Consider the following 22,736-nt stretch of genomic DNA (forward strand, 5'->3'; position numbering starts at 1 on the left):
ACGACGGCGTCACTCGTCGCCGGCGGAATCGATAGCGGACGCGACGACGGCCCGCACCTCCTCGACGAGTGCGTCGACGTCGTCGCTCTCGGCGTACACCCGCACGTACGGCTCGGTGCCGCTCGGACGGACGAGCGTCCACGAGTCGTCGGGGAACGAGAGGCGCACGCCGTACTCCGTCGACACCTCGGCGGCCGGGAAGGCCTCGGGGAGCGTCTCGCCGACCGTCGCCATCGCATCGGCCTTGCGGTCGTCGGGACACTCGACGCTGACCTTCCGGTACGGGCGTTCGGTGACGACCGCTCGGCGCTCCGCGAGGCTCTCGGCGGCGAACAGGCGCGTGAGGACGGCCGCGCTCGCGACGCCGTCTATCCACCCACTGAACGCCGTGTGGACGTGCTTCCACGGTTCCGCGGCGAACACTATCGCCGTCTCGTCGCCGCCGGCCGCCCGCTCGCGGGCGATACCCTCGTGGAGCGCGCCGAGGTGGACTCGTTCGACGCGGCCGCCCGCCGCTGTGACGCGTTCGTCGATGCGACCCGACGCGTTCGGCGTGGTGACCACGACGGGGTCGCCGGCGTCCGCGGCGCGCGTGTAGTGCTCGGCCAGCATCGCGAGTACGGTGTCCTCGTGGATCACCTCGCCGTCGCCGTCGACGACGACGATGCGGTCCGCGTCGCCGTCGTGCCCGAACCCGAACGCGGCGTCCGACGCGGCGACGAACGACCGGAACTTCGCGAGCGACTCCGGCGTCGGTTTGCTCTCCCGACTCGGGAAGTAGCCGTCGACGTTGGCCTCGGTGGCGACGACGCCGGCCCCGAGGGCACGGAGTACCTGTGGCGTCGCGACGCCGGCCATCCCGTTACCACAGTCCACCGCGACGGTCAGGTCGTCGGGGTCTGCCCCGAACCCGCGGGCGTACTCGGCGACGGCGGCCCGATACTCCGGCAGTACGTCGGCCCCTGCCGACCGTCCCCACTCGCCCCACTGGGTGGCGGCCGCGTCCGCCTCGACTCGCCGCTCGACGGTCGCCTCCGCCTCACCGTCGTACTCCTCGCCGTCGTCGAACAGTTTGATGCCGTTGTCGGCCGGCGGGTTGTGACTCGCGGTCACCATCGCGCCCCGTCGGTTCCGCGATGCGTATGCCAGCGCCGGCGTCGGGACTGCTCCGATGCGGACCACGTCCGTACCAGCACTCTCCAGACCGGCGGCGAGCGCGTCGGCCAGCGCCGGCGAACTCACCCGTCCGTCGTGACCGAGCGCGAACTCGTCGCCGTCTCGGCCCGCCGCTCGGCCCACGGCGAGGGCGAGTTCGGGCGTCACTCGCTCGACGACGTCCCCTCGGATTCCGGCGGTCCCGAACAGTTCCATACCCGTCTCTGCGTCCGGTCCGTGTATAGTTCTCCCGCTCTGTCCCGTCGCGTCGGGTAGAGCGACCCTACAGCAGTTCGTCGAAGTCGTACCCCTGGATGTCGACGCCCTCGCTGGTCACGTCCGCGAGGTAGATGCCGTTCCCGGAGCCAGTGTCACGCTCGGCGGCGGCCTTGATGGAGGCGGCGGCGACTTCGCGCGCTTTCTCGTTGGTCATGTCGTCCTCGTAGCGGTCCTCCAGCGTCCCGTAGGCGACGGTGAGTCCCGAGCCAGTGACGGTGTAGTCGTCTTTCATGACGCCGCCGGCGGGGTCGATAGAGTAGACGTGGTGGCCGTCGTCGTCGACGCCGCCGAGGATGGGGTTGATAGCGAAGAACGGGCCGCCGCGAGCGAAGTTGCCGGCGAGCGTCGAGAGCGCCTGCATGCTCATGTCCTCGCCACGTCGGGCCTCGTAGAGGTCGACCTCGGCACGGAGCGACCGGATGAACGACTGGGCGCCGCCGACGCTGCCGACCAGCGTGAGCGCGGCGTTCGGGTGAATCTGTTCGACCTTCTGGACGTTCTTGTTCGAGACGAACCGGCCGCCGAGCGAGGCGCGCATGTCCGTCGCGATGACGACGCCTTCGGTCGTCGAGATACCGATAGTGGTCGTCCCGGTCTTGTTGACCTTCTCCTCGTCCTGCCCGGACTGCTGGGGCAGGGACCCGACCTCGGGTTCGTAGGGGTCGGTCTGGAACTCGTCTGCGGTCGGGGGGCGTGAGAAGTCGGGAGTCGTGTCTCTCATTACCGCCCGGTACCACTCCGCCGCTGATAAAACCTCTTCTTGTGGTGAGGCTGACCGCCTCCACCGCCGACGCCGCTTACGCGCTCGCCCGTTCGTAGGCGTCTCCGAGTCCCTCCACGGCCCGGTTGATGGGGAGGCTGAGGCCGAACCGTTCGGTGACCATCGCCACCGGCAGCAGCAGGATGCCGGCTATCAGCGCGAGTTGATACAGTGCGAGCAGCGTTGCGGTGTACAGTCGGGCTTCCATCGTCCCTCGGCAGAGTGCAGGGAGTAGCCCATATATAATTCTTCGGACCGGCTCACGTGTTCGTCGTATCGTTCGTGACAGACTGATGGGCCGCCGTACAGCGATTAAACCGGACTTGTACGAGACGCAACTACATGTGTGTGATTCGACCGGTCGACCGTAACTGGCGCGTTGGAACGCGTCGACGTTCGCATAAGTTATGGCGATAGTTACGGTGAGGTGCGCGCCGGGCGCGAACCAAAACTACCGAATAGTCGGGTCACCAGAGTACGTGTATGAACTACCTCGTTGCGATGGAAGCAGCCTGGCTGGTCCGTGACGTAGACGACATCGACGACGCCATCGGCGTCGCGGTGAGCGAAGCAGGGAAACGCCTCAACGAGGCCGAGATGGACTACGTCGAGGTCGAGGTCGGTGCGACCGGATGTCCGGCGTGTGGGGAACCGTTCGACTCGGCGTTCATCGCCGCCGACACCGCGCTCGTCGGGCTGGTGCTGGAGATGGACGTGTTCAACGCCGAGTCCATGGAGCACGCCCAGCGCATCGCGAAGAGCGAAATCGGTGGCGCGCTCCGCGACGTCCCGCTGAAGGTCATCGAAGTGTTCGAGACCGAGGAAGACGAGGAGAGCGGCGCCGAGGCCTGAGCGGCTCCGAGAGGCGGTGGCTTTTTGTATAACCTCTAGTTATAGAGGGGCATGGAACTACCGACGCCCGAGGACCTGCGGGAGCGGCGAAACGAACTGGAGTTGACCCAGAGCGAACTCGCCGAGCGAGCGGACGTCTCACAACCGCTCATCGCCCGCATCGAAGGGGAAGACGTCGACCCGCGACTGTCGACGCTCCGCCGCATCGTCAACGCCCTCGACGAGGCCGAGGGCGGTATCGTCCGGGCGCGTGACGTGATGAACTCCCCGGTGGTCAGCGTCGAACCGGACGACTCCGTCCACGAGAGCAAGGCACTGATGGACGAGAAAGGGTACTCGCAGGTGCCCGTCATCCGCGACGGGTCGCCACAGGGCCTCATCGGCAACTCCGACATCCGCCAGCGACCCGAGGAGAACGTCGGCGACCTGCCGGTCGCAGAGGTGATGCACGAGTCTATCGCGACGGTCGAACCCGACGCCACCATCGACGAGGTGGACGCCTACCTCAACCACAACGCCGCCGTGATGGTCGTCGAAGACGGCCAGACGGTCGGCGTTATCACCGAGGCCGACATGGCCCGGACGGTTAGCTGACGACTATTGCGTCGCTGGGGAGCGGGGGTCTCCGTATCAGCGCTGAAACCCCGCCTGTAAACATTATACGGGTCCTAAGAACGGTTAGCGCCGACAAAACGGTCGTATCGTTATATAGGCTCGCTCGCTGGACTCACGAGCGTCACACCTATGCAACCCACCCAGACGTCCCTCGATTCTCACCTCGAAGCCGCGCTGGAGGAGGCCGACGACGACACCACACGCTACCATCTGCGGCAGGCACTTCAGTTGCGCATCGCAGAGAAAGAGACGGAGTCAGACCGCGTCTCTGTCTAAGTAGTCACTCTCGCAGTTCCAGTCCGCGCACGCCGACGACGCCGTCACCTTCTTCGACGTGCCCGATGACTCGTGCGTCTTCGGAGGCCCCGACTACGGCTTCGGCGTCCGTCTCGGGGAGTGCCGCGACGAACCCGGTACCCATGTTGAACGTCCGGTGCATCTCCTCGTCGTCGACGTTGCCCTCGGACTGGACGAACCCGAAGACCGCCTGCGGGTCGAACGGGTCCGTAATCTCGTAGCGGTGGTCGCCCATCCGCGTGAGGTTCGTCCACCCGCCACCGGTGACGTGGGCCGCCGCGTGGGTCTCTACGTCGCGGAGCGGCTCCAGTACCTCGCTGTAGATGCGCGTCGGCGTGAGCAGTTCCTCGGCGATGGTCACGTCCGGGTTCGGGGGGAAGGGGTCGGTGTACTCGTGATTCCGCGTCACGGCCTCGCGAGCGAGCGTGAGGCCGTTGGAGTGGATGCCGGAGGATGGCCACCCGACCAGGACGTCGCCGGTCTCCGCTTCGCCGGGGAACACCGCGTCCTTCGGCGCGAGACCGGCACAGGTGCCGGCGATGTCCAGCCCTTTGATGACGTCCGGCATCACCGCCGTCTCGCCGCCGACGAGGGCGACACCCGCCCGCTTCGCCCCCGCACGGAGGCCGGCCCCGATCTCCTCGCTGGTCTCCTCGTCGGGTGTCTCGACGGCGAGGTAGTCGACGAACGCCACGGGTTCGACGCCGGCCGCGAGCAGGTCGTTGACGTTCATCGCCATGCAGTCGATGCCGATAGTGGAGTAGTCGCCGATGGCCTCGGCGACGAGGAGTTTCGTCCCGACGCCGTCCGTAGCGAGCGCGAGGTACTGGTCGCCGATGTCGACGAGGCCCGCGTAATCACCTTCGAACTCACCGGCGGCGCCGATGAGCGCTTTCGTCGCGGCCTCGCTCGCGTCGATGTCGACGCCCGTCTCGGCGTAGGTCAGTCCCTCCGCTTCCTCCGAGGCGTCGGCCTCGCTCGTGTCGTCGGTCATACCCGAGACGGTGCGTGGGTCGGGCAAAAGGCCATCGTTCGCGCCCGCTCAGAACGGAATCAGGAACAGCGCGCCGACGGCCAGCAGAATCGACGGGACGGCGACGGCGAGGAAGACGAGCGTACTCCACGCACGCACCTTCCGGCCGTCGAGCGGCCCGAACGGGAGCATGTTGAACCCCGCCAGAAAGAGGTTTATCTGGAGGCCACGGCGGGCGAGGTCCCAGAGGATGCCGGAGGTGCCCGCGAGGAGGGCGACGACGAACGGGACGAAGAAGACGACGGCCAGCAGGATGTTCGTCACCGGACCGGCCAGCGCGATGAGGCCGTTCTCCCGCGCGGTGATGCGCCCGCGGTGGACGACGGCACCGGGCGCGGCGAAGAGGAAGCCGATCAGCGCACCGACGATGGCGAACCCGAGCATCCGATAGTCGGCTTTGAACGCCGCGACCTGCCCGAATCTGACCGCCACCACCTTGTGGGCGAGTTCGTGGAGGAGGAAGCCGACGCCGACGGTCAACAGTGAGACGACGAGCGTCTGGACGACGGCCGAGAGGGTCAGGCCGCCAACCTGCCCGAGCAGTGCTGACCGTAGCTCACGCTCTAGGAGGAGCGTGAAGGCCACGCCGAGCGCGAGCCACGCTATCAGCAGGTCCTGCACCTCGTCCCGACTGAAGGTGAGATTCATGCTACGAGCCCCCATACGAGGTCGGCGCTGTTCTGTGCACCCTCTATCATCTTCGAGACGACCCACGCCACGTCACGGTCCTGCGTGGCGAGATACGGTAACACCACGACAGGGAACGCGAAACTCGCGAGCATGCTCCCGACGTTGGTCATCGCGACGATGAGGATGAGTCGGAACAGCGGGACGGCCCGCAGGCGCTTGACGAGGTCCAGAATCGGGGCCTCCTCGTCGGCCAGAATCTCGTTGAGCTTGCCGATATCGCCGACGTTGACCGAGATGTACCGCAGCTCGACGTAGCCGGCGAACCACCCCGGGGCCAGCAGGGGGTTGACGCTCGTCATCCACGCGATGCCGCCGCCGACGAGCGAACTGCTCCAGTGAGCGCCGGCGAGGCGAGCGAGGCCCGCGGCGGCGATACCGTTCATGAAGAACCACGCGGCGAACACCTGCAGGAGGAAGGTGTCGCGGACGCCCGCCATCGCGAGCAACACGAAGAAGGCCAGGAAGCCCAGCGTGATGAGGTAGCCGACCACCTTGTAGAGCGAGAACCGGCTCCCGGTCTCTCTCCCGGTGAGTGAGTCGATTGGTGGCAGTTCTTCGGGGTGTGCGAGATAGTGCTCGATGCCCTCGCGGTGGCCCGCACCGACGACGGCCACCACGTCGTAGCCGGCCTCACGGAGGCCGACCAGTCGGTGGGCGATATAGGCGTCTCGCTCGTCGATGAGCGCCTCGGCGCCGCCGGGCGAGAACCGGCGGAACTCCTCCATCATCGCGCCGACGACGTCGGTGTCGGTCAGTTCTTCGAGGTCGAACTCCTCGACGTCCTCGCCGCCGGCCCGCACTCGGGTCAGCAGCGCCGCGATGGGCACTCCGACCAGTGTCGTGACGACGACGCCAACCAGCACCGCGTCCAGTATGCCGACGACGGTGCCGCCGATGGTTCCAGAGAGGACACCGGCGGGGAGGAGCAACGGCCCGCCGAGCGTCGTCGCGAGGACGGCACCCAGCAAGCCGAAGACAGAGCCGACGGTGAAGCCGACGGTCAGCGGCGGCCCGAGTTCGGCCATGAGACTGCCGACGAGCGTGAGTTTCTCGCGGAGCGTCAGCCTCGCCCAGAACCGCTGGACGGTGGTCTGGATGTCCCGGTCGACCAGCGCGACTCCCAGTCCCAGTTCCTCGGCGGTGTCGATGGCCGCCTTCATGTCCGCGCCGGGTTCGATGTCGAAGCGCTCGCCGAGCCGCGTCTGCACGTACGACAGCATCCAGTAGGCGAGGAACTGGAAGACGGTGTTCCCACGGAGGAGGTCGCTCGCGTCCAAGTCGTCGGGCGTCTCGCCCTTCATCTGCTGGTAGCGACCTTCGTCCAGTTCGACGGCCACCATGTCGGGTCGTCGTTCCGCTATCGTCGACTGGACCTCTTCGACGCTGTGTTCGGAGACGTGCGCCGTCCCGACGACGGTGACGGACCCGTCGCCGGACGGGGCTGGAGGGTCGTCGCCCGCCGACGCCGCGTGTTCGGTCATCACCCGCGTTACACAGTCGCTTCCTTTACCCTTGTCGGGTCGGCGAGGATGCCGTACGACGGACGAATGCAGATTGTAGGTGTAGCGACAGATACGTGAACGATGTATCTCAAATATCTGTTGTTTCGACGTTAATTTTCGCTTTCATGAATGGCGTAAATGCACGACAGCGGCGACTTACTATATCGTAATCTACTCACCTTTTACTCAGCAATAATCATACGTCTCGGGTTCGACTGACCTATCGGGAAACATGCACGACTTGACTGGGTTTCAACGCGACTTGCTGTACGTGATTGCCGGACTGGACGAACCGCACGGGCTCGCTATCAAGGACGAACTCGAGGACTACTACGAGAGCGAGGTCAACCACGGTCGACTCTATCCCAACCTCGACACGCTCGTCGAGAAGGGACTCGTCGAGAAGGGCGAACGTGACCGTCGGACGAACTTCTACACACTGACACGCCGTGGCCAGCGCGAACTCGACGCCCGACAGGACTGGGAGTCGCAGTACGTCACGGCCTGACAATCGGTTGGCGTCGGTACACTGAACTGAGTGGGTCGGTGAGTAGCCCGTATGGTCGACCTCTTAGAGACGCGTCTGGAGAACCGGTGGATGGTCCAGCCGAACCACGCCAACCACCTCGGTACCACGCACGGTGGGAACGTGCTGAAGTGGATGGACGAACTGGGGGCGATGGCCGCGATGCGCTTCGCCGGCGAGAGCTGTGTCACCGCCCGCATGGACCAGGTGAACTTCAAGCGACCCGTTCCGGTCGGGGACACGGCCGTCGTCGAGGCGTACGTCTACGACGCCGGGACGACGAGCATCAAGGTCCGCCTGAAGGCGGCCCGCGAGGACCCACGGACCGGCGAGCGCGAACCGACGACCGAGTCGTACTCGGTCTACGTCGCCGTCGACGACGAGGGCGACCCGCTCCCCGTTCCCGACCTCACGGTAGACTCGGAGCGAGGGCGGGACCTCCGGGCGGCGGCCCTCGACGGCGAGCGTTGACGTTTATGCCGCTCGGTGTCGAACACGGCCTATGGCACTCGACGTACCCGTCCCGGACCGCCCCGCGCTCTCCAGTTCGATGGACGCCGAGGACTACGAGGACGTGGAGGTACAGGGCGACGAGTATCGACGTGACGAACTGGCCGACGTACTGGACGAGGGTGCGTGGGCCGACGCGTTCGAACGCTGGGCGGCCGACACGTCGCTCGAGGAGGACGCGTGGGCCGTCGTCACCGACCTCGACCTGATAGCGGAGTTCGACTTCTTCTGGGACTCGTTCGCCGGCCGCGTCGGCTACCACGCTCCGGGCCTCCCCGAGGACTGGCGCGAACGCGACATCCACCCGGACGTCGACTCGTGGGAGACGGTGTCGTCTATCAACGCGGGACTCACCGAACTCGGGCAGGTCGTCTGTGACGTGATCAAGGACGAGTACGTCGACTGGGAACCCGACGAGGTCGACGCCGGCGACCTCCCGGACTTCTAGAGGGACCCTTCGAGGACGAACGTCTCGCGTCGGTCCTCGGCGCGGTGGACCTCGATACCGACCGCCTCGCACATCTCCACGGCGTCGGCCGCGGCGTACCGTTCGTCGACCGGTGGACCGTCGTCGCCGCTACCGGCCCGCGTCCAGTCGGCGAACCCGACGCGTCCACCCGGTGCCAGCACGTCCGCGACGGCTTCCATCGCGGCCGGCGTGGCGAACTCGTGGAACGTCATCGTCGAGACGACGGCGTCGACCGGTTCCTCGACCGGCATCGACTCGACGTCCGCGGTCACTGGCACCACGTTCTCGGGCATCCCCTTCTCTCGGTACAGGTCGTGCATCTCCGACTGGATGTCCAGCGCGTACACGGTGCCCGCGGCGGCGGCGACGTCGTCCGTGTAGAACCCGGTCCCGCTCCCGAGGTCGACGACCACGTCGTCGGGTCCCGGGTCGAACAGTGCGAGCAACTCGTCGACGGAGACGTACTCGTAGCGACTCTGGTCTTCGAGTTCCTCGGCCCGGTCGACGTCGAAGGTGTGGAATCCCATCCCTTCGAGGTAGTTCGCCTACGAACAAAACCCTCACCCCCGTACGGGACCGGCACGCTGATAACTGCTCATGTACTCCGTTCGAGTATGGTAGCTATCGTCTCGCCCAGCGAACGGGAGTGTGAACGCTGTGGCCGACGTGACGTATGGGACGAGGACGCGAACACCTGGCGCATCGTCGTCGAAGACGGCGAGAAACGCTCGGGTAATCCCCACTGCCTCCACGAGTGGGACATCAACGGGTCGTTCAACCCGCTGGCAGAGTAACTGGCCGAACGTTCTTCTTCACCGCGGCTGTCTGCGTGGACATGCCGACTGCCTTCGTCACTGCACCGCGGGACGCCGCGACCGACATCGCCCGGACGCTCGTCGACGACCGCCTCGCTGCCTGTGTGAATCTGGTCGACTGTACCTCCGTCTACCGATGGGACGGGGCGGTCCACGAGGACGACGAGGTGATACTGCTCGCGAAGACGACCGACGACCGGTACGGAACGCTCGTCGACCGCGTCGAGGAACGCCACCCGTACGACGTGCCGTGTATCGAACGATTCGACGAGGACGACGTTCTCGACCGGTTCCGTGACTGGCGCGAGGGTGCCGTCGAGTCGGACGAGACTGCGTAGAAGAGGGGTGTCGTCAGTCGCTCAGGGCCGTGCCTGAATCGTCGCCGGTTCGGCCAACGCGCCGGGCGTACTCGTCGCCGTCGCCGTCTCGGTCGGGGTGGCCGTCTCCGTCGTCGAGTCCCCGCTCGACGTCTCGTTTGTCGACGTCTCGTTCGTCGATGTCTCGTTGCTCAGCGCCTCGTCCGTCGAGTTGGTGCTGCTCTCGTTGTCCGGTTGGCGCTCGAAGAGCGGTTCCAGTTCTACCGTCGCGGCCGTCTCGTTCTCGCCGATGACCTGCCCTTCGGAGACGTCGGTCGTCCCGGCGAACGCCATCGGACTGCCGTTCTGTGTCCCCCTCGCGGTGAACTGATACTGCGTCTCGGCACGCACGCTGACGTTCGTGTACCCCTCCTCGGTCCCCCACTGGTCGTAGCCGGTCGTGGAGTACGGGAGGGTCATCTCGAAGTTCCCGTTCGCGTCCGTCTGTGCCTGCTGGCGGTAGACGAACGTCTCGTTGGTCTGGTGGTTCCGCATCCGGACGGACGCGGTCACCGTCGTGTTCGCGGGGCCGGTGCCCTCGACGGTCGCACCGGGCACTCGCTCGAACACCTTCGTCCACGCGGGGTTGTTCTGACTCATCAGGTTCGTCGACGCTTCGGGCATACAGAACGTGCGCCCGTTGAGCGGCATCGCCGTCGCGTTGGGCGAACAGGTCCCGTTCGTCGCGGGCCGGAACCGGACGCCGATACTCTGTGACTCGACGAGCATCCCTCTGTTGTGGGAACTCGACTCGTAGGCGTTGCGCTCGCTGGACCCGACGTAGCGGTAGTGCTCCATCGCCGGGACTCGCTCGCTCGGGACGGACCCGAAGCCACCCACCTGTGCGGTGGAGTCGTTCTGCACGTAGGCACGCGCCTGTTCCATCGTGTTGAACGTCTTGATGGTACGGCCGTCGGACGGCGGCGCACGGTACTGTCGTCCGTTCTGCTGTGCGAGTCGCCAGTCGAGCACGACCGGCTGTGGCTGGACGGCGCTCCCGTGGAACTCGTAGAGCCTGACGACCGTCGTGTCGTAGTAGGCCTGCGTGCGGTACTTGAACCGCTGTCCCGTCTGTGGGTTCGTGAAGATAGAGCGGTAGTAGTCGCTCGCAGAGACGTTCGAGACGTCGTAGAACCGAGGCGGGGCGAAGAACTTCCCGCCGCTCATTCCCCCGTAGACGTTCGTCATCTTCCAGTCGACGGCGACGTAGCGGGTCTTCGCGTCGTCCTCGTCGACCTGGTTCAGCACGTCGTTGGCCTGGCTCTCGTTGGGTGCCAACAGGAAGTTGGCGGCCACGTCGGTCCCCTGTTGGAACGGGTTCGCGTTCGGTATGCGTTCGCCTTCGACGGTTATGAGGTGGCCGTAGTCCCACCACGACATCACCCCGTACTCGCCGGACTGGTAGTCGTAGTCGTCGGTGTTCTGGTAGGTCCCGTAGTACTCCAGCGTCCCGTCACCGCCGGTGCCGTACGCGCCCTCGGCAGGGGTGTTCTCTTCCATCCAGTCCAGCCCGTCGTTCCAGCCCTGTGCCTCGTTGCCCGGCGCGGCGCTCGCCCCCACGGCGGCGGCGGACGGCGCGACGAAGACGAGCGGACCGACGATGGTGAACACGAGTGCGATGGCCGTGAGGACCTGATAGAACTCCACACCCTCGTCGGCCGAGAAGTCTATCCACTCGACGACCCGACCGACGACGAAGGCGGTCAGTGCGGCGACCGGGAACACCAGATAGACGCCGAATCGAATCTGGGTGAACGACGCCGCGAGGATGAACGCGCCCCAGACGACCACGAGGAACTGCTCCGCGGGGGCGTCTCGGTCGAGCAGTTGCTTGCCGGCGATGTACAGCGCGCCGGTGATAGCCACGAACAGCGCCAGCCCGTAGTACCGGTAGAGGACGCCGGGGTCCCGGAGCGGCGTCGCCTCACCGACGGAGGTCTGGGTCGCGGACGGACTGGACGTGAACCCGACGACACGCAGGACCTGGTCGACGAAGTAACTCAGGAGGTCCGGCGTCAGAATCGCCATCAGCACCGCGACGACGGCGATGATGCCGCCGACCGTGACCGGGTAGAGGTTCCGGTCGTAGTCTTCGGCCTCCATGAACCGGGCCAGCCACGCCATGAAGACCGTTCCACCGGCGATGGCGAACGCGAGCAGTGGCTGGAGCAGCGAGTGCTCGGTCGCCGTGATAGAGAGCGTGTTGATGACGGCGAGTTCGAAGACGGCCACAGAACCCATCATCACGGCGCCAGCGATGCCGACGTGCTCGGGGCTCTTCCCGCGGACGAACTCGATAGTGAGCCAGAGGAGGAAGAAGACACCGAGGATGCCGAGGAGGAGGACGGCGGGCGGCCACGTCCAGAGGTACAGCGCCATGGCGACGCCAGCGAGCAGCGAGTAGCCGACGGTGTCCCGGAGTGCGTCGACGTCGCGTTCGAGGAACTGCTCGTAGACGGGTTTGTCCCGTTCGGCGACGCTGATGGCGACCATCACGGCGAAGACGGCCGTCACCTGCAGGAGCCCTTCGGCGACCTGGTGGTCGTACGTTCCGACGAGGCCTCGCTGGAGGAACGTCCCGGCGGACAGCGCGAGGACGACGACGGCCGTGACGCCGCCGAGTCGACCGCTGAGGCGACGCCCCATGTAGTAGGTCGGAATCGCGGCGGCGGTGCCCATCACTGCCGGGGCGACGATGGCGACCATCCCGACGGTCTGTTCGGAGGGCGACCCCAGACCGACGACGAGCGCTATCGTCGCGAAGACCTGGTCCATGAGCGTCCCGAACTGCCCCGAAGCGTTGCCGTACGGGAAGTACGTCCACGGGTCGAACGGCATCGTCGCCGGCCAGTTTTCGACCACGTACATCGTCGAGCGGAAGTGGTACCACGGGTCCTGCCCGCTGAACAGCACCTCTCCGTCGACGACGAAGTTCGAGACGTTTCTGGCTCTGTTCCACAGCATGAACCCGAGCAGTACCAGGAGTGTGGGGACGTGGTACCACTCCTGTACCCAGTCCAGGGCGGACTCGAGTTCGGGGTAGTCGTCGAGATAGCCCCGCGATTGACTCATTGGTCCGAATCACTGCTAACGCGCGCATAAGCCTTTTGACCTCTCCCCGACAGCGGGATGGAAACGCCTAACAGCACCCGGGATGCACCAGCGTGCATGCGCGTCTCGGTCGTCCTGTGTACACATACGATGGAGCGGTACGACGACTGTCGGGCGGCGGCCGAGAGCGTCCTCCGCCAGTCGTACGACAGCGTGGAACTCGTCCTCGTCTCCGACGGCGACGAGGCGGTCTACGAACGGTACGAGGCGGACTTCGGTGACCGCGACGACGTGCTCACCTACTGCAACGACGAGAACGTCGGCCTACTGGAGAGTCGGAACAACGGCGCGGAACTGGCGACTGGCGACGTCGTGGCGTTCGTCGACGACGACGCCGTCGCCGACGAGCAGTGGATCGCGAAACTCGTCGCGGCTTACGAAGCGGACGAGGACCGCCTCGCCGTCGGCGGCCGTATGGTCCCGGCATGGGTCGCCGGCAAGCCCGCTTTCCTCCCCGAGGAGTTCTACTGGCTCGTCGGCGTCACCAACCGCGGGTTCGGCCCCGACGGCGACCCCGACGAGGCTGGCGAGGTCCGCAACACGTTCGGGTCGAACATCTCGTTCCGCCGCGACGTGTTCCTCGAACTGGGCGGGTTCGAGGACGACATCGGCGGCCGACAGGGCGAGAAGAACCTGCAGGGCGGCGAGACGGAACTGTGTGCCCGGTTGCAGAGCGAGTACGGGACCGGGGTCTACTACGTCCCCGACGCGCTCGTCGCACACAAGATATTCGACTACCGGACGGACCCGGGGTGGCTCGTCGACCGGGCGTTCTGGCAGGGGTACTCGAAACGCGGCATGGAGGTGTTCGTCCCCGAGTCGACCGGCGCTGAATCCGACTTCCTTCGGGACCTGCTGTTCTCGTTCGTGCCCGACAGGGTGGGTAGGCTCGTCCGGTCGCCGTCGGTCGCTGGCCTCCTCCAGTTGGTCTTCCTGTTCGTCCTGACCGGGGCCGTTGCCGCGGGCTACGGATACGGAGTGGTCGTATGGCGCTAGCAGACCTCGACGTCGCCGTCGCCCACTGGCACGTCCGTTCGTGGGGCGGCGCCGAGTACCTCGTGACGCGACTCGCCGAAGCCCTCGACATCGACCGGGTATTCACGCTCGGCGAGCCTGACCCGGAGTCGGGAAACCCGTACGGTGCTGTCAGCTTCGAAGACGTGACGCCTTCGCTTTCCACACCTCGCGTGCGCAGGGTACAGCGTCGTGCCGGTCGCGTCTTCGAGTACGCCCAGTGGGAGGATGTCGATTGGCGATCATTCGGTGACCCGGACGTCCTCGTCACGTCCGGTGCGACGACACGATCGGTCATCACGCCCGACGACACACTCCACATCAACTACTGCCACTCGCCGCCTCGCTGGTACTACGATCTCTATCACGACCGGAAAGACTCACTTACCGGGGTTCTCACGCGACCACTGTTGCGGTATCTGCGCCAGCGAGACATGACCATCGACCCTCGTGTAGACCGCTACTTCGCGAACTCCCCGATTATCGAGCGGCGGCTGTGGAAGTACTACAAGCGCGAGGCGACGGTACTGTATCCACCGATCGACTTGGACGCCTACCAGAACAACGGCGACGACGGTTTCTACCTCCATCTCGGGAGACTTGATCAAGAGAAAGGTGTCCCCGCTGTCGTCGACGCGTTCGCCGGGACAGACCACGAACTCGTGTTCGCCGGCGGGATGGGCGACGTTGGGTCCGCGGTCACAGAACGTCTCGAACAGGCACCGAACATCGACTACCGCGGCTTCGTCACCGAAGATGAAAAATACGACTTGCTCTCTCGCTGTCGCGCCGTCGTGTTCAACGGTCGGAACGAGGACTTCGGCATCGTCCCTATCGAGGCCAACGCCAGCGGTAAAGCGGTTCTAGCCCGGGACGACGGGTTTCCCGGACTCTACGTTACTGACGGGGTGAACGGGCTTACCCACGACGGGTCGGCCGACGGCATCGGTCGCGTGGTGGAACGATTCGCGAACGACTCATTCACTGTGAACCCTGCCAGGACTGCCGAAAAGTTCAGCGCCGAAGCATTCGAGTCACAACTTCGGGATGACATCCAAACGTACTGGTGTGACTTTTCAGCGAGCAAAATCTAACCCACCACGTTCTGCCAGCTCCTCTCTAGCCTCCGAAACGACAAAATTAATCACCGTATCCACTGAGGGTATCAGCAAGCAACTCTCATGCGCGTCGGAATCGTCACACCGCGATACCCACCCAACGTCGAGGGCGGTGGTGAACGGAGCGCCCAACTGCTCGCCGAACAGTTGGCCGTTCACGCCGCGGTAGACGCAGTCACGGTGTTTAGTTTCGACGGCGAGACGGTCGAACGTCGGAACGGCATCGAGATCCAGCGCCTCTGTCGCGCCTCATCGATAGTGACCGAATGGCAGAATCTCAAAGCTGGCTATCATCTCAAAGACCAACTATCTGAGGTCGACGTCCTGCACGCATACAATATGGAGTTACACCCTATCGTTGGGCTGTTAGGGCTAGGAAACGTTGACGCCACAGTCGCGACGTTGAACTCCTATCACTTCCTTCCGAAATCTGTCTCGAATACCGACCCAGGTCCGTTAGAACGTCTCTACGAACTGATCGGCCACCCCACGACGGGACGTCTGATGCTGCAGGCGATGAGCAGAATCGACGCGTTCGTCGCGATAAGCACTGCTGTTCGCGATATCTACGCAGCACACGGCGTTCCGCCAGACCGAATCCGTGTCGTTCCGAACATGCTGGATCCTGAGTTCACCGTTCCCGACCGGGAGTCTGGAGCTGGCAAGAGTCTCCTCTACGTCGGCGAGATATCTCATCGGAAGGGCGTCGGGGACCTCGTCCGGGCGCTGGCGGAGCTACCTGCAGACTACTCGCTCCGTATCGTCGGTGACGGGCCGGCCATGGACGAGGTTAGAGAGCTAACGGAGAGCCTTGGTCTCACAGACCGGACGATGTTGACCGGCCACGTCGACTACGACGAACTGACGACGGAATACGCGACGGCGGACGTATTTGTTCATCCGGGGGTCTGGCCTGAGCCGTTCGGTCGAACTGTCCTCGAAGCCATGCAGGCGGGCTTACCGGTCGTCTGCACCGACGTCGGGGGACCGAGCGATATCGTCCAAGACGAGGCGCTCAAATGTCCACCTGGTGAACCTGATGCACTTGCCAACGCAATATCGACTGCTGTTGAGATGGAAGGCGTCGGTGAGCGCAACCGTACGTTCGCCAACGAGACGTACGCACCTGCCAAAGTGACAGCAAACATCGTCGCTCTGTACGAGGAGTTGCTCGCAGGGACCACCAAGCAGACAGTCATGAAACCGAAATCGTGAACTGACCGTGTCACACTATTCCGATGGATGACTGACGTGAATGTCCTGTTGATAGTCCTCGATAGCGTCCGCGCGCAAAACGTCAGTCTGTACGACTACCACCGTGAGACGACCCCGTTTCTCGAAGCGTACAGCGACCGTGCTACCGTCTACACGCAGGCCCGAGCGCCCGGTATCCACAGTGTCGCGAGTCATGCCAGTCTTTGGACCGGTGCCCACGTCGAGCAGCACCAAGTGAAACGACACGAGGACGAGCTCAAACCCGAGACGACCATTTGGGAGACGCTCAACAAGCGTGACTACCGGACCAGCATATTCACCACTAATCCCGTGGTCGCACACTCGTCGAACCTCGCGGACGTTTTCGACGATCGATTCACCGACGAATTCGTCGATAACAAATCGAAGCTCTTTCCCGTGGCACACAGTCCCGCCGACGTAGTCAAACACGAGGGCATAGCCGGAAATCTCCGACGGTGTTTCCAGGACGATTCCACAGTCAAAGCAATCTTGAACAGCGCACATCACTTTTATAAAAAAGAGCGGGGGGAAGCCACAGACACTGTCACATCTAGTGACCTCGTTGATGAGTTCCTCTCTTGGTCAGATGATTTAACCGACCCATGGGCCGCTTGCATCAACCTGATGGATGCTCATTTCCCGTACGAACCGTCACCAGAACACGACCTCTGGGGCGGTGAGAAACTGCAGGCGCTGCACTCCGAATTCCAAAAACCGCCTGCCAACGAGTTTATTCAGGGCCGACACTGGTGGCAACTGGAAGCTTTCGAACACCTCTACGACGGGACAATACGGCAACTCGACGGGTTCGTCGAACAAATCATTACAGGCCTGAAACGCAACGACGTGCATGACGACACCATCATCATCGTGACGAGTGACCACGGAGAAGGATTCGGAGAAATAAGTCGGCTGACTGGACGGACCCGACTAGTAGACCACAGTTGGGGTATCGACGAAGTCCTCACACACGTTCCACTTCTGGTGAAGTACCCCGATCAGACGGACCCCGCGATTGTCGACCGGCTGGCCTCACTAACCGAGTTCCCTTCCACAGTCGAGGCGGTCCTAGACGGGACTGCTGGAACCGATTCATTCGTCCCAGAGGGGCCAGTCGTCTCGTCGACGGACAGACTCCTCGAAGCGGACGACGGGATCTTCGATGGAAGCAGTGAGGCACGAGAAGACTACTATGGACCGTGGCGTGCCGTGTACGAACAGACCGACGAAGGCGTCAAAAAGTACGCCCAGCGAGGAACAGACTCGATTACCGAAGTCATCGATGGAACAAGGGTATCAGAACATATCGAGAGCGGTGGCGAAAAAATGGTTGAACTGACTTTTGCCGATTTGACACCACTTGATCTCAAAAGATCAACGCAAGGTGAAGTGACGAGCGAGGTAGAGGACAGGCTCTCAGAACTCGGCTACCTCAGGTAAGACGACAGAGGTCCCCCCTCTCACGGACGAATGAGGACGTATTTATATCTGAAGCGAGGGTTTGTCTGATATGGTACTCGTGGTGTTGGCCCTAGATGCTGCCGATATCCGACACGCGGAGGAGTTCTCCTGCGACAATATATTGCTTGACAACCACACCAAGATGGAGTCGGTCGCCCACCGTCTGGACCACCCACACACGGGCGAAGCTTGGCCGTCGATCGCGACGGGTCTGCACCCGACCGAACACGGTGTAACCGGCCACGGCTCCTGGGATAGCGCAGCGCTGACCGGACTCTCCCGCGTCGCACATAAATTGAACATTAGTGGATCTATTCGGAGCGCCGTCGGCGACCTCATCAAGAGTAGCACCGATCAGGAGTGGACCCTACTGACTGTTGACGACCCGACGTTCCTCGATGGAGAGTACAGAGCGGTGCACAACTGGCCGGGTGTCTACCGAAACGAAGCCCTGCAGTACATTTGGCGGTTGTTCGCGCAGGCGAAAGACGACGAGATTTCGAAGGAGACGTTCATCCGAGAGGCGTACACCGAGGCCGCCAGCAAGTTCGGTTGGATCCACGAAGCAATGTCCAAGGACGTAGAAATCGCCGCGACTCACATCCACATCTTGGACGTACTCGGCCATCTCTACCCCGAAGACAGGGAGAGCTACCGTGAAGTGTACGAGGACGTAGACGAACGTGTCGGCGAAGTCCGTGACACACTTGGGGAGGACGACGAACTGTTGATTCTGAGTGACCATGGGATGGAGGTTTCGTGGGTTGAAGAAGACGACGACTACGGCACGCACTCTTGGCGTGCTATCGCGAGCACCACGCTTGACTCACCGCCAGAACACGCCTTAGATGTCAAAAGTTGGGTCGAAAACAATATCCAAGCAGTTGATACCAAGCGGACGGCCACGGACCTCCCGGAGGAACAACTTCGCGAATTGGGGTACATCGAATGAATTGTCGTGCCGGACTGGTTGGTGGGACGGCGCTACCGCTCGTCGGATCCATAGACAGCTGAATACGGTTATGGATATCCGGATAATCGCCGACCTGCTGTCGGCAGCGCTCGGTCAACAAATTGTCTTCGCGCCAGTACCGTCCACCTGAGATGAGTATCGGCGACACTGATTTCGGCGTGCAGGTTGGCATCGGCTTCATCGGCCGAGTCGTGACGATGCTCGTCGCATTCCTCGGTGCCATCGTGCTCGCCCGGGTACTCGGCCCCGACGGCTACGGTTCGTTCTACATTTTGATGGCCACCGTGTCGGTACTTGATAACCCAGTCACGGGGTGGGCGAACGCGTGTCGGAAACGGCTCACAGAGGAGGGGTTCCCGGCAGGCGAAGCAGTCGGATCCACGTTGCTCGGGGTGTTAGTCGCTGCAATCGCCGTCACACTGGGGTCGTGGCTGGCCGCGCCGTACATTGCTCAGTTCACTGGCCAACCAGACGGCTGGGCGCTCCTTTCCCTGCTCTTTCTCGGGATGGTTACCTACGTCGGAACCCTGGAGATACTCAAAGCAAGTGCCCAGTTCGGCATGAGCCAGTGGATGATCGCCGGCCGGGACGTGGTTCGGGTGCTCGCACAGGGGGCTCTCGTCCTCGCCGGCCTCGGTGTCGTCGGGATGGTCGGCGGGATGGTCATCGCTAACTTGCTCGCGGCCCCAGTTGTAATATATCTGCTCGGCATCCGTCCCGAATTCCCTAGCCGTGAGACTGTACGCAGCGTATCTAGGTTCGCAAGATCGAGTATCCCGAACGGATTTTTCAGCACCGCCCAAAACCGGATGGACACCTTGCTACTGGCGTTCCTCGCCACCCCCGGTATCGTTGGGAACTACGAGGTTGCACTCCGGTTGACGACGCCGGCGATGTTCGTCGCCGGCGTCGCTGGAAGTGGCCTGATGGGGCGCATCAGCAATCGTCGGAGTAAACAACAGGACGTCGAGAACGACATCCAGAACAACCTCTCGTACGTCAGTATCATCGCGCTCCCACTGTTCGTCGGCGCGCTTACCGTCGGGACGCCGGTTATCGTGACGCTCTTCAGTAACCAGTATTCTGGGGCTGGTGCGTTCGTGGCGGGCTTAGCGCTGTTTCATTTGTTCCGGTCCCAGAAGACCGTGCTGGGATCGACGCTGGACGGGTTCGACCGGCCCGACCTCAACCTCCGTATCTCTGGACTTGTGTTCGGCTTGAACCTGTTACTGGGCGTTGCATTGTTCTTTGCCATCGGTCCTATCGGTGTGGTGGTCGCAACGATCATCAGCGAGGCTGTCGGGTACGTGACGACGGCGTATCTCGTGCGCTCGCTCGTCCCCTCTCTGACCCTCATCCCTCAACCCGTGATTCACCAGGCCGTCAGTGGCCTCGTGATGGGTACCGTCGTCTACACGGCGCGAGAACTGCTCCCACTCCGGTGGTGGGGGTACGTGATATTCGTCGTGGCGCTGGGTGGTGGAACCTACTTCGCGACGCTGTTGGTCATCAGTGAACCGTTCCGGGGAACGGTTCGAGCGATTACCCGCGACGCCGGCCTAATCTGACTGTCAGTCTGGCGTCGCCGTACTCTCGTACTCCCACACCAGATCGAAGTACCGCTTCATCCCCGCGACGAACGATCCGTTCTCCGTCAACGCGGCCTGTCGCATGTGGTTCGGTACGTCGGGTTCCTCCACCAGTAGAATCGCCTCACCACCCTCGTAGTCCATGCTCGGGTCCACCAACGTCCCGCGCCACGGCAGTTTCTCCGTGCTGAACCGGACGCCAACCTCGGGGAACTCTTCGGCCAACCGCTCCACCACTTCCGCCTGCACCGCGGCTTTCTCCGCCGGTAACTTCTCGGGGTGCAGGAAGAGGACGGCGACGTCGACGCCCCGGTCGACGGCTTCTGCCAGCGCCCGAGACACGCTGTCGAGGTAGGCGAAACTGTTGGTAATGACCCGGAGCGTGTCCGCGGCATCGTCGTAGAGGCGGCGCGTCTCCCGTTCGCTCGGTGCGCCGACGTCGACGACGTGGAACAGTTCGGCGGTCGGCGAGATGTCCTCGCTCGCACGCTCGTACCGCGGGCGATACTTCGCGAGGAAGGCGTCGCGATGGGCGTCGATGTCGCTGGCGAACCCCTCGAACTCCTGCCGTCGGTTCTCGACGGCGCGGTCGAGAATCTCCTCGGGGGATTTCGGCTGGTACTCCTTCGGGCGACCGGGAATCACTTTGATGAACCCGCGGTCGGCCAGCGAGTCGAGGACGCCGTAGATGCGCGCCTTCGGGATGCCGGTCGCTTCGGCGAGGTTCGGGGCGGTGGTCCGTCCGAGCGACAGCAACTCCTCTAGCGCCGTCGTCTCGTACTCGGTCAGCCCAACGCTGTCGAACACGTCGGACGCGTCGGTCATAGCCCTTCGTTCGCCCCCGGGAAGGTAAAACGCGCGGGAGTAGCGCCGGAAAGTATATGCCGACCGAACACTACAGTTACTCGCAACGTGAGTAACCAAGAGCCGGTACCGACCGAACGGGACGACGAGCACCTCGCCGACGTCGACGACGGGTGTGGGTGCACCGAGATCTGGGAACACATCAGCGAACAGCGCGAGGAGTGAGGACGGGTCCGGTCGGATTCGGCACGAGCGAACGCCGACAGAGACGCCCCTTCGGGCGACGCTATATATGTAACGAATATTGGTAAATAATCTCCCTTCGACAGTCCTGCCGGAGCTGTCAACTGTATGTCCATGAACGCTGTCGTGTATCAGGGACCACACGACGTCGCCATCGAAGAAGTAGACGAACCGGAGATAGAACACCCGAACGACGTACTCATCGACATCACGACGAGTTGCATCTGCGGGTCCGACCTCCACATGTACGAGGGGCGGACTGCGGCAGAGCCGGGAATCGTGTTCGGACACGAGAACATGGGAATCGTCAGCGAGGTGGGCGAGGCGGTCAGCACGCTGGAGGAAGGCGACCGCGTCGTCGCGCCGTTCAACGTCGCTTGCGGCCACTGTGAGAACTGCGAGAACGGCTACACGGGGTTCTGTACGAACGTCAACCCCGGGTTCGCCGGCGGCGCCTACGGCTACGTCGCCATGGGGCCGTACAAGGGCGGTCAGGCGGAGAAACTGCGCATCCCGTACGCGGACTTCAACGCCCTGAAACTCCCGGAGGGCGACCAGCACGAGGACGCGTTCTCGCTCCTCGCGGACATCTTCCCGACGGGGTGGCACGGCACGGAACTCGCCAACCTCGAACCGGGCGACTCCGTCGCCATCTACGGCGCGGGGCCGGTCGGACTGATGGCCGCGTACAGCGCGAAGATCAAGGGTGCAGCGGAGATCTACTCCATCGACCGCGTCCCGAGTCGCCTCGAACTCGCCGAGCAACACTGCGACGCGACGGCCATCAACTTCGAGGAGGGCGACCCGGTCGAACAGATAAAGGACGAACACGGCGGCGAGGTCGACAAAGGCGTCGACGCCGTCGGCTATCAGGCCATCGATCCCGAGAAGGAGGCCGACGACGCCTACGACCCCGCCCGCGAGAACCCGGCGGTGGTCCTCAACAACCTCATCCGGACGGTGAAACCGACCGGGGAACTCGGGATTCCGGGCCTGTACGTCCCGGAAGACCCCGGTGCACCCGACGAGATGGCCGCGCAGGGTCGTCTCGGCATCGACTTCGGCCTCCTCTTCGAGAAGGGCCAGAAACTCGGCACCGGCCAGTGTAACGTGAAGTCCTACAACCGGGAACTGCGCGACCTCATCATCGAGGGCCGTGCCGACCCCAGTTGGGTCGTCTCCCACCGGGTCTCGCTCGAACAGGCCCCGGAGATGTACGAGAAGTTCGACGACCGGGAAGAGGGCGTCACGAAGGTCTTGCTCGAACCGTAGCCCGGCCCCCACCAGTCGTTTTTTCGACCGATACCGCTAAGCAGGACAGTCCACTA

General features: G+C 63.7%; 24 protein-coding genes. 15 read left to right on the forward strand and 9 right to left on the reverse strand.

The window, feature by feature from the left end; all coding sequences use genetic code 11:
* Nucleotides 1–9: 9 nt before the first annotated feature.
* The 3 genes from EGH21_RS08670 to EGH21_RS08680 all read right to left on the reverse strand — a co-directional run bounded on the left by EGH21_RS08670 (nt 10) and on the right by EGH21_RS08680 (nt 2,402).
* Entirely contained in the window at nt 10–1,371 is a 1,362-nt protein-coding gene (locus tag EGH21_RS08670) for a phosphohexomutase domain-containing protein (RefSeq protein WP_220618080.1), read from the reverse strand.
* A gap of 67 nt (nt 1,372–1,438) precedes the next feature.
* Nucleotides 1,439–2,155, reverse strand: a complete 717-nt coding sequence (gene psmB / locus EGH21_RS08675) for an archaeal proteasome endopeptidase complex subunit beta (protein WP_220618081.1) — start codon at nt 2,153–2,155, stop codon at nt 1,439–1,441.
* Nucleotides 2,156–2,231: 76 nt separating this feature from the next.
* On the reverse strand, nt 2,232–2,402 hold the full coding sequence (locus EGH21_RS08680; protein WP_220618082.1) for a hypothetical protein: 171 nt from the start codon (nt 2,400–2,402) through the stop codon (nt 2,232–2,234).
* A 275-nt stretch (nt 2,403–2,677) separates the two neighbouring features.
* On the opposite strand from EGH21_RS08680, the gene EGH21_RS08685 reads away from it, so the two are divergent.
* The 3 genes from EGH21_RS08685 (at nt 2,678) to EGH21_RS08695 (ending at nt 3,937) form a co-directional block, all read left to right on the forward strand.
* Entirely contained in the window at nt 2,678–3,046 is a 369-nt protein-coding gene (locus tag EGH21_RS08685) for a DUF555 domain-containing protein (RefSeq protein WP_220618083.1), read from the forward strand.
* Between the two features lie 51 nt (nt 3,047–3,097).
* Nucleotides 3,098–3,640: a CBS domain-containing protein gene (locus EGH21_RS08690; protein WP_220618084.1), complete on the forward strand. Its 543-nt coding sequence runs from the start codon at nt 3,098–3,100 to the stop codon at nt 3,638–3,640.
* A 150-nt stretch (nt 3,641–3,790) separates the two neighbouring features.
* Entirely contained in the window at nt 3,791–3,937 is a 147-nt protein-coding gene (locus EGH21_RS08695) for a hypothetical protein (RefSeq protein ID WP_220618085.1), read from the forward strand.
* Nucleotides 3,938–3,941: 4 nt separating this feature from the next.
* Here the strand turns inward: EGH21_RS08695 and purM are convergent, their stop codons facing one another.
* The 3 genes from purM to EGH21_RS08710 are packed head-to-tail and all read right to left on the reverse strand — an operon-like array spanning nt 3,942 to nt 7,162.
* Nucleotides 3,942–4,952: a phosphoribosylformylglycinamidine cyclo-ligase gene (gene purM / locus EGH21_RS08700; RefSeq protein ID WP_220618086.1), complete on the reverse strand. Its 1,011-nt coding sequence runs from the start codon at nt 4,950–4,952 to the stop codon at nt 3,942–3,944.
* A gap of 48 nt (nt 4,953–5,000) precedes the next feature.
* A complete protein-coding gene (locus EGH21_RS08705) occupies nt 5,001–5,639 on the reverse strand; it encodes a zinc metalloprotease (protein ID WP_220618087.1) in 639 nt (212 codons plus the stop codon).
* Complete coding sequence (locus EGH21_RS08710; RefSeq protein ID WP_220618088.1) at nt 5,636–7,162, reverse strand: TraB/GumN family protein; 1,527 nt, start codon at nt 7,160–7,162, stop codon at nt 5,636–5,638. The genes EGH21_RS08705 and EGH21_RS08710 overlap by 4 nt, the downstream gene beginning before the upstream one ends.
* Nucleotides 7,163–7,415: 253 nt before the next feature.
* Here EGH21_RS08710 and EGH21_RS08715 point away from each other — a divergent pair, with 253 nt between their 5' ends.
* Genes EGH21_RS08715 through EGH21_RS08725 form a run of 3 tightly spaced genes read left to right on the forward strand, consistent with a single transcriptional unit; the run spans nt 7,416 to nt 8,667 of the window.
* Nucleotides 7,416–7,691, forward strand: a complete 276-nt coding sequence (locus EGH21_RS08715) for a PadR family transcriptional regulator (protein WP_166969704.1) — start codon at nt 7,416–7,418, stop codon at nt 7,689–7,691.
* A 51-nt stretch (nt 7,692–7,742) separates the two neighbouring features.
* Nucleotides 7,743–8,180, forward strand: a complete 438-nt coding sequence (locus tag EGH21_RS08720) for an acyl-CoA thioesterase (protein ID WP_220618089.1) — start codon at nt 7,743–7,745, stop codon at nt 8,178–8,180.
* Nucleotides 8,181–8,211: 31 nt separating this feature from the next.
* Nucleotides 8,212–8,667, forward strand: coding sequence for a DUF7992 family protein (locus EGH21_RS08725; protein WP_220618090.1), 456 nt, complete (start codon nt 8,212–8,214; stop codon nt 8,665–8,667).
* Here EGH21_RS08725 and EGH21_RS08730 read toward each other — a convergent pair.
* Nucleotides 8,664–9,215: a class I SAM-dependent methyltransferase gene (locus EGH21_RS08730; RefSeq protein WP_220618091.1), complete on the reverse strand. Its 552-nt coding sequence runs from the start codon at nt 9,213–9,215 to the stop codon at nt 8,664–8,666. The two genes, EGH21_RS08725 and EGH21_RS08730, sit on opposite strands and share 4 nt — an antisense overlap.
* 87 nt (nt 9,216–9,302) lie before the next feature.
* Between EGH21_RS08730 and EGH21_RS08735 the strand changes: the two genes are divergently transcribed.
* Nucleotides 9,303–9,482 carry an HEWD family protein gene (locus tag EGH21_RS08735; RefSeq protein ID WP_220618092.1) on the forward strand — a complete coding sequence of 60 codons (180 nt, stop codon included), beginning with the start codon at nt 9,303–9,305 and terminating at the stop codon, nt 9,480–9,482.
* 41 nt (nt 9,483–9,523) lie between these two features.
* Nucleotides 9,524–9,841 (forward strand): divalent-cation tolerance protein CutA, encoded by a 318-nt coding sequence (cutA, locus tag EGH21_RS08740; RefSeq protein WP_220618093.1) that lies wholly within the window; start codon nt 9,524–9,526, stop codon nt 9,839–9,841.
* A 21-nt stretch (nt 9,842–9,862) separates the two neighbouring features.
* On the opposite strand, the gene EGH21_RS08745 is transcribed toward cutA, so the two are convergent.
* The gene (locus EGH21_RS08745; RefSeq protein WP_220618094.1) at nt 9,863–12,931 is read right to left on the reverse strand and encodes an oligosaccharyl transferase, archaeosortase A system-associated; all 3,069 of its coding nucleotides are present in this window, start codon (nt 12,929–12,931) and stop codon (nt 9,863–9,865) included.
* Nucleotides 12,932–13,027: 96 nt separating this feature from the next.
* On the opposite strand from EGH21_RS08745, the gene aglG reads away from it, so the two are divergent.
* From aglG to EGH21_RS08775, 6 genes are all read left to right on the forward strand, one after another.
* On the forward strand, nt 13,028–13,966 hold the full coding sequence (gene aglG / locus EGH21_RS08750; protein ID WP_220618095.1) for a glucosyl-dolichyl phosphate glucuronosyltransferase: 939 nt from the start codon (nt 13,028–13,030) through the stop codon (nt 13,964–13,966).
* Nucleotides 13,957–15,078: a glycosyltransferase gene (locus tag EGH21_RS08755; protein WP_220618096.1), complete on the forward strand. Its 1,122-nt coding sequence runs from the start codon at nt 13,957–13,959 to the stop codon at nt 15,076–15,078. Before aglG ends, EGH21_RS08755 begins: the two co-directional genes overlap by 10 nt.
* An 87-nt stretch (nt 15,079–15,165) precedes the next feature.
* Nucleotides 15,166–16,317: a glycosyltransferase family 4 protein gene (locus EGH21_RS08760; protein WP_220618097.1), complete on the forward strand. Its 1,152-nt coding sequence runs from the start codon at nt 15,166–15,168 to the stop codon at nt 16,315–16,317.
* A 27-nt stretch (nt 16,318–16,344) separates the two neighbouring features.
* The gene (locus EGH21_RS08765) at nt 16,345–17,778 is read left to right on the forward strand and encodes a sulfatase-like hydrolase/transferase (RefSeq protein ID WP_220618098.1); all 1,434 of its coding nucleotides are present in this window, start codon (nt 16,345–16,347) and stop codon (nt 17,776–17,778) included.
* A 70-nt stretch (nt 17,779–17,848) separates the two neighbouring features.
* Nucleotides 17,849–18,751, forward strand: a complete 903-nt coding sequence (locus EGH21_RS08770) for an alkaline phosphatase family protein (RefSeq protein WP_220618099.1) — start codon at nt 17,849–17,851, stop codon at nt 18,749–18,751.
* A 152-nt stretch (nt 18,752–18,903) separates the two neighbouring features.
* Complete coding sequence (locus EGH21_RS08775) at nt 18,904–20,340, forward strand: lipopolysaccharide biosynthesis protein (RefSeq protein ID WP_220618100.1); 1,437 nt, start codon at nt 18,904–18,906, stop codon at nt 20,338–20,340.
* A gap of 3 nt (nt 20,341–20,343) precedes the next feature.
* On the opposite strand, the gene EGH21_RS08780 is transcribed toward EGH21_RS08775, so the two are convergent.
* Nucleotides 20,344–21,186 (reverse strand): TrmB family transcriptional regulator, encoded by an 843-nt coding sequence (locus tag EGH21_RS08780; protein WP_220618101.1) that lies wholly within the window; start codon nt 21,184–21,186, stop codon nt 20,344–20,346.
* 336 nt (nt 21,187–21,522) lie between these two features.
* Between EGH21_RS08780 and EGH21_RS08785 the strand changes: the two genes are divergently transcribed.
* A complete protein-coding gene (locus EGH21_RS08785) occupies nt 21,523–22,680 on the forward strand; it encodes a glutathione-independent formaldehyde dehydrogenase (RefSeq protein ID WP_220618102.1) in 1,158 nt (385 codons plus the stop codon).
* The last annotated feature ends 56 nt before the right edge of the window (nt 22,681–22,736 follow it).

The organism is Haloarcula rubra (assembly GCF_019599465.1).
GTDB lineage: Archaea > Halobacteriota > Halobacteria > Halobacteriales > Haloarculaceae > Haloarcula > Haloarcula rubra.